Annotated in this window: 12 protein-coding genes; 6 read left to right on the forward strand and 6 right to left on the reverse strand. The window is 58.6% G+C overall.

Features of this window, described 5'->3' with window-relative positions; translation table 11 throughout:
* Positions 1 to 120: 120 nt before the first annotated feature.
* Positions 121 to 1,080, reverse strand: a complete 960-nt coding sequence (locus KB449_RS25880; protein ID WP_282911126.1) for an alpha/beta fold hydrolase — start codon at positions 1,078 to 1,080, stop codon at positions 121 to 123.
* 120 nt (positions 1,081 to 1,200) lie between these two features.
* Here KB449_RS25880 and KB449_RS25885 point away from each other — a divergent pair, with 120 nt between their 5' ends.
* Positions 1,201 to 2,073 carry an AraC family transcriptional regulator gene (locus tag KB449_RS25885; protein WP_282911127.1) on the forward strand — a complete coding sequence of 291 codons (873 nt, stop codon included), beginning with the start codon at positions 1,201 to 1,203 and terminating at the stop codon, positions 2,071 to 2,073.
* Between the two features lie 137 nt (positions 2,074 to 2,210).
* Positions 2,211 to 3,602: an alpha-glucosidase/alpha-galactosidase gene (melA, locus tag KB449_RS25890; RefSeq protein WP_282911128.1), complete on the forward strand. Its 1,392-nt coding sequence runs from the start codon at positions 2,211 to 2,213 to the stop codon at positions 3,600 to 3,602.
* 235 nt (positions 3,603 to 3,837) lie between these two features.
* Here the strand turns inward: melA and KB449_RS25895 are convergent, their stop codons facing one another.
* Entirely contained in the window at positions 3,838 to 4,035 is a 198-nt protein-coding gene (locus tag KB449_RS25895) for a hypothetical protein (protein ID WP_282911129.1), read from the reverse strand.
* 158 nt (positions 4,036 to 4,193) lie between these two features.
* Between KB449_RS25895 and KB449_RS25900 the strand changes: the two genes are divergently transcribed.
* The 3 genes from KB449_RS25900 (at position 4,194) to KB449_RS25910 (ending at position 6,451) form a co-directional block, all read left to right on the forward strand.
* A complete protein-coding gene (locus KB449_RS25900; RefSeq protein ID WP_282911130.1) occupies positions 4,194 to 4,673 on the forward strand; it encodes a carboxymuconolactone decarboxylase family protein in 480 nt (159 codons plus the stop codon).
* A 310-nt stretch (positions 4,674 to 4,983) separates the two neighbouring features.
* The gene (locus KB449_RS25905; protein ID WP_282911131.1) at positions 4,984 to 5,535 is read left to right on the forward strand and encodes a TetR/AcrR family transcriptional regulator; all 552 of its coding nucleotides are present in this window, start codon (positions 4,984 to 4,986) and stop codon (positions 5,533 to 5,535) included.
* Between the two features lie 175 nt (positions 5,536 to 5,710).
* Complete coding sequence (locus KB449_RS25910; protein WP_282911132.1) at positions 5,711 to 6,451, forward strand: SDR family oxidoreductase; 741 nt, start codon at positions 5,711 to 5,713, stop codon at positions 6,449 to 6,451.
* Here the strand turns inward: KB449_RS25910 and sigJ are convergent.
* Positions 6,448 to 7,362 carry an RNA polymerase sigma factor SigJ gene (gene sigJ, locus KB449_RS25915; RefSeq protein ID WP_282911133.1) on the reverse strand — a complete coding sequence of 305 codons (915 nt, stop codon included), beginning with the start codon at positions 7,360 to 7,362 and terminating at the stop codon, positions 6,448 to 6,450. The genes KB449_RS25910 and sigJ overlap by 4 nt on opposite strands.
* 224 nt (positions 7,363 to 7,586) lie before the next feature.
* Between sigJ and KB449_RS25920 the strand changes: the two genes are divergently transcribed.
* Positions 7,587 to 8,222: an NAD(P)H-dependent oxidoreductase gene (locus tag KB449_RS25920; protein WP_282911134.1), complete on the forward strand. Its 636-nt coding sequence runs from the start codon at positions 7,587 to 7,589 to the stop codon at positions 8,220 to 8,222.
* A gap of 969 nt (positions 8,223 to 9,191) precedes the next feature.
* Here KB449_RS25920 and KB449_RS25925 read toward each other — a convergent pair.
* From KB449_RS25925 to KB449_RS25935, 3 genes are all read right to left on the reverse strand, one after another.
* Entirely contained in the window at positions 9,192 to 10,751 is a 1,560-nt protein-coding gene (locus KB449_RS25925; RefSeq protein ID WP_282911135.1) for an extracellular solute-binding protein, read from the reverse strand.
* Between the two features lie 80 nt (positions 10,752 to 10,831).
* A complete protein-coding gene (locus KB449_RS25930) occupies positions 10,832 to 11,719 on the reverse strand; it encodes a carbohydrate ABC transporter permease (RefSeq protein ID WP_282911136.1) in 888 nt (295 codons plus the stop codon).
* A gap of 2 nt (positions 11,720 to 11,721) precedes the next feature.
* The gene (locus tag KB449_RS25935) at positions 11,722 to 12,672 is read right to left on the reverse strand and encodes an ABC transporter permease (protein WP_282911137.1); all 951 of its coding nucleotides are present in this window, start codon (positions 12,670 to 12,672) and stop codon (positions 11,722 to 11,724) included.
* Between the last annotated feature and the right edge of the window lie 137 nt (positions 12,673 to 12,809).

The raw sequence follows: 12,809 nt of genomic DNA on the forward strand, positions 1-12,809 counted from the left end.
TCCGCCGCGATCTGGCAGGGCCGGGGACATCGCCGGCCTGCCGCTTCAACAACAGAATAACAAAAAAGAGGGGCGGCGTCGCTCCTCTTCGTACCGCTGCGCGCCCCGCCCCCTCCCGCGCTACATGCCCAGCATGAATTGCAGCGCCTTGTCCTCGAAGTCGGCCAGCCGTTCGTGCACGTAATCGTGATAAATTTCCAGCCGCTTCTCCGCGACGATCTTGTTGTAGGCCGCGAACTGCGTGGACGGCGGACATACGGTGTCCAGCAGACCTACACCTATCATGACGTCTCCCCGGATCCGGTCCGCCAGATGCTGCACGTCAATATAGCCCAGCCGCCCGAAAATCTCTTCCTCGCGCTTATGCTGAGGGTCGAACAGGCGAAAATAGGTTCGCAGCTCCTCGTAGGCGTCTCTCGCCAGATCCATCTCCCATACGCGCCTGTAATCGCACAGGAACGGAACGCTCGGCGCCGCGCGCCGGATGCGCGGCTCGAGCGCCGCGCAGGCCAGCGCGAGCCCGCCGCCCTGCGAGCCTCCGATCGCGCCCACCCTGGCGGCGTCCACCTCCGGCAGCGACATCGCGATGCCGGCCAGCTGCGCCGCGTCGAGGAAAATATCGCGGAACAGCAGCCGGTCCGGATGGTCGTCGAGCCCACGGACGATATGCCCCCTGAACGTGGTCCCCTTGGTTCCGCCCTTGTCTTCGGAGCTGCCGCCCTGCCCGCGGCAGTCCATCGCCAGCACGGAAAAGCCCGCCGCCGCATAGCCAAGCTTGTCGATCCAGTCGCCCGAATGATGCGCGTAGCCGTGGAATTGCAGCACCGCCGGATGAGGCTCTTGGACGTTTTTCGGCCGGACGTACTTGGCATGAATGCGCGCGCCGCCTACGCCGGTGAAGTAAAGATGCAAGCAATCCGCGCCCGGAACCTTGAAGTCGCTCTCTACGATCTCCAGCGCCGGGTCGATCCCCTTCATCTCCGCGAGCGCCCGCTCCCAATAAGCGTCGAAGTCGGCGGGCTTCGGATTCCTCCCTGTATACATACTTAGCTGCTCGAGCGGCATATCGATCGTCGGCATCTTCCATCGCCCCTTTCCCGCATAGTACAATATTTGCAAATATTGCGTTGATAATTTTGAATGTAGGCCATATTTAACCTTACTTCAATCGCAAATAATTGAGATGGGGGTCGCATTATATTGCTCAGGACCAACTTTGGATTCCGGTATGCGGAGCCGACGGACGCCTTGATGGCGATTCGGACGATCGGCTGGGAGAGCGCCGTGAGCGACAGCTACCGCTGGAACGGGCGGACGCGGGGAGACAAGTTCGCGCTGTTCCAATATACCTTGTCGGGCGAAGGCAATCTGACGATCGGGGGCAAGCATTATCGCATCCCGAAGCATCACGGCTTTTTCGTCACCGTGCCGGACAATCATGAGTATTATTACAGCCCGGATGCGGGCGGCGAGCCCTGGGAATTTATATTTTTGACGGCGGCGGGCCGGCATGTCGGCGGCTACTGGAACGATATCGTCGCGAAAGACGGACCGGTCGTCTCCTTCAAGCCGAACGCGCAGCCGATCGCCATGCTGTGGGAGATGATGGAGAACGCGCAGGCGAAAACGGGGCTCGACAAGTACGAGCTGTCCGTCCGTCTGTACGAATGGATCGTCGCGTGTCTGCGCGCCGTCGACGGCAGGCCGGACGCCGGCCGTCCCGTTCCGGATTCGGTAGCCGCGGCCTTGAAGTTCATGGACGCGCAATACCACCGTTTCCTGACGCTGGAGCAGATCGCCGCCGAAGCCGGCATGTCCAAGTACCACTTTTGCAGGCTTTTCGTGAAGCATACCGGGATCACGCCGATCCATCATTTGACCAAAATCCGGATCGAAGCGGCTTCCCGGCTCCTCCGGCAGACCAACCAGCCCATCGCGGCCATCGCTGCGGCAACGGGCTTTGACAACAGCAGCTATTTTGGCAAAGTGTTCCGCAAGCTGATGGGCGCGTCGCCCCAGCAGTTCCGCGACAGCACAGACGACATCCCCGAGCATCACATTTTTATCGACTGACACACCGTTTGCGAACGGCGCAATATTTTATCAATCCGGTGAAAATATTATGCTATTTACGCCTCTTATATCAGGAATCTATGATATTAACCGAGAGGAAGTAATGCGCAATTATTTCATACGGAGGTCGATATAAAATGTTAAAAATCGCAATGATCGGGGCCGGAAGCATTAACTTCACCCGCAGGCTGATCATGGACTTGATGGCGGTGCCCGAATTCCGCGATACCGAATTCCGGCTCATGGACATCGATCCGGAGACGCTGGAGATGGTCACCAAGCTGAGCGAGCGCATGCTCGAGACGAACGGCCTGACGGACGTAAAAATCGTGCCGACGACCAGCCAGCGTGAAGCGATCAGGGACGCCGACTACGTCATCTGCCTCGCTCGCGTCGGCGGGCTCGAGGCGTACCGCCACGACATCGAGATCCCGCTCAAGTACGGCGTCGAGCAATGCGTCGGCGATACGCTCGGCCCGGGCGGCGTGTTCTTCGCGCTGCGCACGATCCCGGTGCTGCTCGACATCGCGAAGGACATGCGGGAGGTCGCGCCGAACGCGCTGCTGCTCAACTATTCCAACCCGATGGCGATGAATACGTGGGCCGTCCGGCGCGCCGGCGGCGTCCGGGTCGTCGGTCTATGCCACGGCGTACAGCACGGACACGAGCAGATTGCAGAAGCGTTTAACCTGCCGCAGGACGAGATCGACCAGATCTGCGCGGGCATCAACCACCAGACCTGGTTCATCAACATTTCGCACAAGGGCAAGGATCTGACGCCGCATCTGCTCGAAGCGTTCGAGAACCACCCGACGCTGCCGCAAAGAGAGCCGTGCCGCATCGACGTGCTGCGCAGGTTCGGCTACTACTCGACGGAGTCGAACGGTCATTTGAGCGAGTATCTGCCTTGGTACCGCAAGAAATCCGCCGACATGTCCAAGTGGATCAACGATAAGGAATGGATCGGCGGGGTTACGGCGGGTTATCTGGAGCACTGCCTGACGCGCTTCGTCGACTATAAAGAGATGTACCCGAAGATGCTGAGCGGCGAGATCGCGTCCATCCCGCTCGGACAGCGCTCGGAGGAGCACGGCTCGTACATCATAGAGGCGCTGGAGACGGGCAAGACGTACCGCGGCAACTTCAACATCGAGAACCGCGGCATGATCACGAACCTGCCGGACGGCGCCACGATCGAGATTCCGTGCTACGTGGATCGCAACGGCATCGCGCCGACGTACATCGGCGACCTCCCGATGGCCTGCGCCGCCACCTGCCGCGCCAGCATCAGCGTGCAGGAGATGGCCGTCGAAGCCGCGCTGACCGGCAATCGCGAGCTCGTGAAGCTGGCCGTGCTGCACGACCCGCTCACGGCCGCCGTCTGCAGCACCGAGCAGGTGTGGCGCATGGTCGACGAGATGCTGGAGGCGCTGGCTCCCTGGCTGCCCCAGTTCAACGGCGAAGGCCGCACCTGGCAGGACCTTCCCCAGCCGGAAGGCGGCATGTACCACTTCACCGGCACGAAATAAATCGGCGCGAAGTAAATCGTTGGCGGCAGCCCTCCCGGGCTGCCGTTTTTTTTGCGCGTTCCCCCGCCGCTCGGCACATCCGCCCAAATAACGTTCTACAGCGCCTCCTTGCCACCGCCGCTCGGATATTCGTCCAAGTAACGTTCCACAGCGTCTCTTCGCCCGCGCCACCTGGCACATCCGCCCAAGTAACGTTCCAAAGCGTCTCTTCGCCCGCGCCACCTGGCGTATCCACCTAAGTAACGTTCCACAGCGTCTCTTCGCCCGCGCCACCTGGCGTATCCACCCAAGTAACGCTCCACAGCGTCTCTTCGCCCGCGCCACCTGGCATATCCACCCAAGTAACGCTCCACAGCGTCTCTTCGCCCGCGCCACCTGGCGTATCCACCCAAGTAACGTTCCACAGCGTCTCTTCGCCTCCGTCACCAGGCACATCCGCCCAAGTAACGTTCCACAGCGTCTCTTCGCCACCGCCGCTCGAAGTAACTATCTCTTGTTTTCCTGCACGAAAATCCCTGTCACAGAATCCGCAGCTTAGTCGTCATATGCATGCAGAACAAAAACAACATTTCCGAGGAGGCCCATACCCTTATGACGCAACGAATCAATTACATGGCGCAATCGCCAGAGTTTTTCAAGAAAATGATGGAATTCAGCAATGCGGAGCACAACAGCTCCGTCGAACTGAAAATTCTCGATCTCGTTCACATCCGCGCGTCCCAGATCAACGGCTGCGGATTCTGCCTGGACATGCACGTCAAGCAGGCGAAGATCAATGGCGAGAGCGAGCTGCGCCTGTATCATCTGCCGATCTGGCGCGAATCGACTTTGTTCAGCCCCCGCGAACGCGCCGCATTGGCATGGACCGAGATCCTGACCAAACTGCCGGAGCATGGCGTGCCGGACGACGTGTACGAGCGCGTTCGCGGACAATTCTCAGAAAAAGAGCTGTCAGACCTGACGTTCTCCGTCATGGCGATCAATGCGTGGAACCGGATCAATGTCGCCTTTAAAACCGTGCCGGGCTCGGCGGACGCGGCGTTCGGATTGGCGAAGGCGGGCTTGAGCTAAGTCGGACGCGTTAACTACAAAAGGTACAGTCCCTTGGAACGTTCAGGGAACTGTACCTTTTGCTCGTTATTAAACTTATGCCGCGCCGGAGCACCGGAGTCGGGTTTCATCGCCGCACTAGACTCAGATTTTGAAGTTACAGTAACCTGTTCCTCCTTCAGCCGCCGACAGCGTCGCTCCAACCACGCATATCTCGCTTACAGCAACCCTCCCCTTTTGCAGCTGCCACATATCATGAACAAAAGTTGATTATTCAACCGATGTACATGATATTCTATTAGCAAAACTGCGCAGAGGAGATCGTGCGAAAATGGAGAAGCCGGCTAAGGTGGACAGACGAATCCTGCGCACCCGGGACGCCATTACGAAGGCGTTCCTTGCGCTCGTGTCGGAAAAGGACCTCGACCATATTACGATCAACGATATCGCCGACAGAGCCAACGTCAACCGGGGCACCCTTTACCTTCACTATGCGGACAAATACGACCTGCTCGACCAGTGCATCAAAGACCATCTCGACAAAATGCTCGCCGCCTGCGCCGCCGAGGACGTCAATCCGATCGACGATCTCAAACCGATGTTTTCCTACTTCGAAGCGAATTTCTCTTTTTTCTATACGATGCTGTCCAATCAGAAAACGTCCGTCTTCCGCGATCGCCTGCTCGAGAGCATCGCGGACGACACGAAGGCGAAAATCGGCGCTCATGCGACCCGGCAGCACATGGACTTGGAGCTGGTGTCCCGCTTCTTGGCCTCCGCCTTCGTCGGTACCGCGGAATGGTGGATCCTGAACCGGATGCCGCTGCCCGCAGAGCTCGCAGCCAGGCAGGTCGGCGAGTTGTTCGAAAAATACGTCATTTGACCGCAATGCCCGCTACGTCGCCCATGAGATATTAGACAATGCGCCCGCGAACGTCGGATATCGTACAAAACGGCATGGATTAACGATTGAACGGCCAGCGCTTCTCTTTATAATAATAGTTAACGATAGTCAGATATGCGACTGTTGTTGATTAAAATAAAGAGGAGTGGATTCCATGTCAAACGTAAACGATAAAGTCGTCGTCATCACAGGCGCTTCCAGCGGAATTGGGGAAGCGACCGCCAAACTGCTTGCGCAGCAAGGCGCCAAGGTCGTGCTGGCAGCCAGAAGGCAAGACCGGCTACAGGCCATCGCCGAAAAGATTCGGCAGGACGGCGGACAAGCGGTGTCGATTCAAGCCGATGTCGCCTCGTACGACGATATGCAAAAGCTCGCGGACTTCGCGCTGAAGCATTACGGCCGCATCGACGCGCTTGTCAACAATGCGGGCGTCATGCCAGCCTCCCGGCTCAGCGAGCTGCGGGTCGACGAATGGGACCGCATGATCGACGTCAACGTCAAAGGCGTGCTATATGGCATCGCGGCGGTGCTGCCCGTCATGAGAGAACAGCGCTCGGGGCACATCGTCAATCTCTCCTCGGTTGCAGGCTATCACGTCAATCCGACATCCGCCGTTTATAGCGCGACCAAGTTCGCCGTCCGGGCGATCTCGGAGGGGCTGCGGCAGGAAGAATCACCCGCTTCCGGCATCCGTTCGACCATCGTTTCTCCAGGCTTGACGGAGACGGAGCTGCTTCACTCGATCGGCAGTCCCGAGACCAAGGCGATGACCAATCAGATCGCCGGCATGGGCATCTCTCCGTATGCGATCGCCAGAGCAATCGCGTTCGCCCTTAACGAGCCGGATGATGTATCCGTGAACGAGATCGTCGTCAGGCCGACCGCGCTGCCTTAATCCAAGCGCTCGAACAATCCGATTTCCTCCGAAAATCCGCCTTGCGCCACATGCCGGAGCTTGTCCGGATTCCGAATCAGATAGAGCTCCCGAATGAGATTCCCCTCTACGCGCAGCAGCCCGAGGGTCAGGATGTCGCCCGTCTTCGACCGGATAACGAAGCCCGGCTGTCCGTTCATATGCCCCATTTCCATCAGCGCTTCGCTGCCAACCATCGCGGATTGAAGCACCGGACCGAGCAGGAACTTCGCCACGAGGTCGCGGGATACGATAGGTTGGGCGGCGGCGAGCACCTTGCCCCCTCCGTCCGCGACGAGTACGACGTCCGGATCGAGCATCGTCAGCACGCGATTGACGTTGCCGGCCTTGAGCGCGTCCAAAAAGCCGTTCACCCACTGTTGCTGCTCCGCTTCGGGCTGCGCAAGCTCTTCCTCATCCGACAGTCCCATCTTCGCGCTCGCGCGGCTGAACAGCTTGCGGCAGTTCGGTTCGCTTTTCTCGATGAGCTGTGCAATCTCCTTGTACTCAAACCCGAGCGCCTCGCGGAGAACGAACACGATGCGCTCCGACGGCGACAGCCGCTCCAGCAGGACGATCATGCCATACGTGAGCAGATCCTCGCGAACGACCGATTCCATCGCGTCGTCGTCCGAGCTGGGGAACGGCTCAGGCAGCCACTCGCCGAAATATTCCTCGCGCTTCCTGAGCGCGGATTTGAGCAGATCCTTGCAGCGGTTCGTCACCATTTTGCATAGATAAGCCTTCGGCTCGGCCAGCCGTTCGGGCGGCACGTCCGCGATCTTGATGAACACGTCCTGCACCGCGTCCTCCGCGTCGGATACCGATCCTGTCAGCTGATAGGCAAGCTTGAACAGCAACGCTTTATATTTCGTATATAGTTGCTCTTGCATGGATGTCTCCACTTCCATTCGTATGGGCTTCGGCGCAGAGTCCGCCTGTCAATAAAACGAGGCAGGCGCTTGCTTTGTGACAGGATTCGCCGAATTTTCCGCCTACGGTCACGCGTAGTCTTTCCTCGCGCCAGCTTCATATGCTCTCTGTCACAAAACGAAAACGACCGTCGTTCTATGTCCGTCATCCCGTAATCATACTCCCTTAGAAGGACGTGAATCTCATGAACAAAGTATTATATATTACCGCCAATCCGAGCGAAGACGAAAATTCCTATAGCCTCTCCGTCGGCAAGGCATTCGTAGAAGCATACCGCGAAGCAAATCCTAACGACGAGATCGTCCACATCGACCTGTTCCAGGCGGATATTCCGTTCCTGGACGGAGAAGTTTTCGGCGCCCGGTCCAAATTGCACGCAGGCCATGCCTTTAGTCAATTGTCCCCGCCCGAGCAGGCCAAGGTCGGCCGCCTCGACGAGCTGGTCGAGCAGTTTCTGGACGCGGATAAATATATCTTCGTTAACCCGGTCTGGAACTTCTCCTACCCGCCGGTGCTCAAAGCTTATATCGACGCCGTTTTCGTCGCCGGCAAGACGTTCCGCTACACGTCCGACGGTCCCGTCGGATTGCTCGCGAAGAAAAAAGCGTTCCAGATCCAGGCCAGCGGCAGCGTGCTGTCCGAGGGCGCATACGCGGACTTTGAAATGGCGCATCGCCATCTCGAGGCGGTCCTGAAATTCCTGGGCGTCCCGAGCTTCGAGGCCGTCTACGTGGAAGGCATGGCCGCGCAGTCCGACAAGGCGCAGGACATCAAAGCCGGCGCGATCGCGAAGGCTCGCGAGGCGGCGCTGAGCTTTTAAGGTCGGCGCTTTGTAAGCTACAAGATTGAATCGCCAACCATCAAGAGGAGCTGCCCCAAAAGTCATGAGCTGACGGGGCGGCTCTTCGCTTTTCCGGCTATCGCTGCCCAACCTGCGTTCATGTGAGCTGGCTTGGGCCAAAGCGTTGGCGTGGGTACGAGAATAGCGCAATTTTGCAATTTTGCGCTATGCTAGAGCATCATGCGAGCGGCGGGGAAACGGGCCGGGAAGTTGGTCGAGTATAGCGCAATTTTGCGCTATGCTAGAGCATCATGCGCGCGGCGGGGAAGCGGGCCGGGGAAGTTGGTCGAGTATAGCGCAATTTTGCGCTATGCTAGAGCATCATGCGCGCGGCGGGGAAACGGGCCGGGAAGTTGGTCGAGAATAGCGCAATTTTGCGCTATGCTAGAGCATCATGCGCGCGGCGGGGAAACGGGCCGGGAAGTTGGTCGAGTATAGCGCAATTTTGCGCTATGCTAGAGCATCATGCGCGCGGCGGGGAAGCGGGCCGGGGAAGTTGGTCGAGTATAGCGCAATTTTTCGCTATGCTAGAGCATCATGCGCGCGGCGGAGAAGCGAGCCGGGGAAGTTGGTCGAGAATAGCGCAATTTTGCGCTATGCTACAGTATCGCGCGAGCGGCGGGGAAGCGGGCCGGGGAAGTTGGTCGAGTATAGCGCAATTTTGCGCTATGCTAGAGCATCATGCGCGCGGCGGGGAAGCGGACCGGGGAAGTTGGTCGAGAGTAGCGCAATTTTGCGCTATTCTACAGCATCATGTGAGCGACGGGGGTGCGGGTCAGCGAGATGATAGGAATATAGCACGAGCGGCAGACGGGCACGGTGGCGGCTGCGCAAGCGAGCACACGGCAGGACCGCGCCTCCAACAAATACAAAGAGGCTCCATACAGAGCCTCTAAGCAGGGCGCGCCATGAATCAACACGCCGGGAATCTTTTAAGACACCTCTTGATTACTTACTCGCAAACCACGCGTTCATCGCATCGATCGCGTCCTGCCCGCCCTTGGCGTTGAAGTCCTTCACGTAGCTGTCGAACTCCGACAAGCTGCGCTTGCCCATGATGAACTTCATGGAATTCTCCTCCATGTAGTTGCGCAGCTCCGTGAACTTGGCGTCGTAAGCTTCGACGGACGGCGCGTAGTTCGTTTCTTCGCGCAGCTTCTTGTATTGGAGCAGCGGCTCGTAGTACGGCAGCAGTCCCTTGGCCTTCAGCCGCGCCGCGAACCCGGCGTCCGTGTCGCCGAGCGGGTAGATCGAACGCCATGGGATGTTGGCGCTTTGCTCCGGCGTTTGCGTGATGACGCCGTCCTTCTTCGTGTAGTCGGTGCCTTCGATGCCGTAATTGACGAGCTCGTCGGTCTCCGGCGTGTACAGGAAATTCAGATACTGCGCGGCGCCGAGCTTGTTCTTCGCCTGCTTCGGGATGATGATGTAGGTCGTGGAAATCGAGCTGTCCTGCAGGCCGGACTCCCCGTTCTTGCCGACCGGCGGCGCGATAAAGCCGACGGTCCCGCCTTCTTTCTTCTCCTTCAGCGCATTGTCGATCTCGGGTACGCTCCCCCAGTACATCGGGGTAAAGACGGCCGTGCCGTTGATAAGCGTGTCCTGCGTGCCCTTCTTGATCGCGAATTCCTGGTCGAGCAGGCCTTCGTCATACCATTTCTTCATCGTCTCCAAAAATTCCTTGTACTCCGGCTGCACCCACGAGAACACCAGCTTGCCATCCTTGATCTTCGTCGGCGTGGCGACGCCGAAGGCGGCGGCGAAAGGCGTGAAGCCGTCGAAGAAGTAGCCGGGATTGGACGTCGCGATCGACAGCGGCGCGATGTTTTTCTTCTCCTTGATCGTCTTCATCGTCTCGTAAAACTCGTCGAGCGTCCCCGGCTCCTTGAGGCCAAGCTCCTTCAAGACATCAGTTCGCGCCAGCAGGCCGTTGCCGACCTTCTGGGCTTGGCGATACGGAATCGCGTAAATCTTGCCGTCGAACTTGACGGCGTCCAGCGCTTCCTGGCCGGCCATGTTGGAGACGTTCGGCATCTCCTTGGCGATCAGATCGTCGAGCGGTTCAAGCGCGCCCTGCTTGGCCAGCTTGAAGTAGTCGGATTTGCCGGCGATCGTCATAATATCGGGCACGTCGCCGGAAGCGAAGATGATCGAGATTTTCTGGGACGGATTCTCGAGCGGGAGCGCTTCGTATTGGATGTTGAAGCCGGATGCCTCCCGCAGCTTGTCGATCAGCCGGTTGCTGTTGATCGTGTCGGCGCCCTTGAACGTCTCCATCGCCCCGTGATAGAGGCGGGTGATCTTCAGGTCCTTGAGCGCCTTCGCTTGCTCCGTGCTTTTAGCGTCTCCCTTGTCGCTCGCCGTTGCCGCGGAAGTAGGCTGCCCTTCCGTCTTGTCCGCGGTCTTGTTGCCGCTATCGTTCCCCCCGCATCCTGCCGCGAGCAGCATAAACGCCATGACGCCGATGCCGACAGCCGTTCTTTTCGTTCTTTTCTTTGTCTTCAACATGCTTGCGCGAGCCTCCCGTAAATGGAATGTCTAACTCTACACTTGCGACTGCCATATGCCGGCCGGGAAAGGAAGCTCCTCTACCCTTTCACCGCGCCGAGCATGATTCCTTTGACAAAATAACGCTGGATGAACGGATACACGCACAGAATCGGCAGGACGACGCAGATGATCGCCGCGGCCCGCATCGACTCCGGCGTCACGCCACTCAGCACGTCGTTGACGACCATGTCGGCCGGCTTGTCGTTCGACACCAGCTGCAGCAGGAACACTTGCAGCGGCATGAGGCTCCTGTCCGTGAGGTACATCATCGCCTGGAAGAAGCTGTTCCAATAGCCGACGGCGTAGAACATCGAGATCGTCGCGATGGCCGGCATGGACAGCGGCACGTAGATTTGAGCCAGAATCCGCAGGCTGGAGGCGCCGTCCATGCGCGCCGACTCCTCCATCGCTTCCGGCAGCCCGCTGAAAAAATTGCGGATCAGAATCAGGTTGAACGGCGCCAGCGCGCCAGGCAGAATGACAGACCACAGGCTGTTCAGCAGGCCCACGTCCTTCACGATCAGGTAGGTCGGAATGAGGCCGCCGCTGAAAAACATCGTGATGACGAAGATTAGCATCATAAAGCGTCTGTACGGCAGTCCGTTTCTGGCAAGCGGGTATGCCGCAAGCAGCGTGACCGCCATGCTGATCAACGTGCCGACGACGGTGATGAACAGCGAGTTGCCGAACGACACATAAAACTGCTTGTACGAGAGCACGAAGTCGTACGAGGAGAAGTTCAGCCCCCTCGGCCACAGCCACACGTCCTTCGCCACGACGTAGGACTGATCGCTTAGCGACTTCGCCGCGATATGAATGAACGGCAGGAGCATGGAAACCGAGATCAACGATAAAAACGCTGCGTTCAGGAGCTGAAAAACCGAATCGCCCCGGATGCCCTTGACGCCAAGCTTTTGCGTTTGCACGGTCAGTACACCCCCTCTTCGCCCATCCGTCTCGCCAGCGTGTTGGCCAGCACCAGCAGGATGCAGCCGATGATCGACTTGAACAGCCCCGCAGCCGCCGTCAGGCTGAATTGCATGGTGCCGAGCCCGACGCGGAACACGTACGTGTCGATGATGTCGGATACGTCGTAGACGGTCGGATTGTACATGACCAGCACCTGCTCGAAGCCGGCGTCCAAAATGTTGCCGATTCGTAGCAGCAGGATCACGATAATCGTCGCGCGAAGCCCCGGCACCGAGATATGCCAGATCTGCCGCCAGCGGTTCGCCCCGTCCACGGTAGCGGCCTGATAGAGCTCGTCGTTGATCCCGATGAGCGCGGCCAGGAAGATGATCGCGCCCCAGCCCGCTTCCTTCCAGATGTCCGACGCGATCAGGATCCAGCGGAACCAGCCCTCCTCGGTGAGGAAGAAGATCGGCTTGAAGCCCATGAGCTCGATCGCTTTGTTGACCATTCCGCTGCTCGGGGACAGCAGGTCGATCGCGATCCCGCCGATGATGACCCACGAGATGAAGTGGGGCAAATACGTCATTGTCTGGATGGTCCGCTTGAGCCGGATATATTTCATTTCGTTAAGCAGCAGCGCCAGAATAATCGGTACCGGGAAACCGAAGACCAGCTTCATCAGGCTGATCGCCACCGTGTTCCGTACGACCTGGGGGAACTCGTCGAACAGGAACAGCTCTCGGAAAAACCGGAATCCGACCCACTCGCTGTCGAGCACGCCTTGCATCGGGTTGTAGTCCTTGAATGCGATAATGACGCCGTACATCGGCAAATATTTGAAAATCACGATCAACGCGATCGCGGGCAGCGCCATCAAGTACAAATCCCAGTGCTTGCGAATCGCCCTCAGCGGACCGCCCGTCGCCGCCAAGTCGGGACGCGGCAGTCCCGTATTCGTTTTCGCCATGTTCGTCTCCTTCGTCAGCCGTTTGGGTCCCTGCATCAACTATAGCGCGGGCCCGATCGCGGCAGTAGACGAATGGTTTTACTTTAAACGCAACATATTTGCGGTTGTTCGCGAAAAACGGCATCCGACCGGGTTCG

Origin of the sequence: Cohnella hashimotonis, assembly GCF_030014955.1 — a bacterium.
Classification (GTDB): Bacteria; Bacillota; Bacilli; order Paenibacillales; family Paenibacillaceae; genus Cohnella; species Cohnella hashimotonis.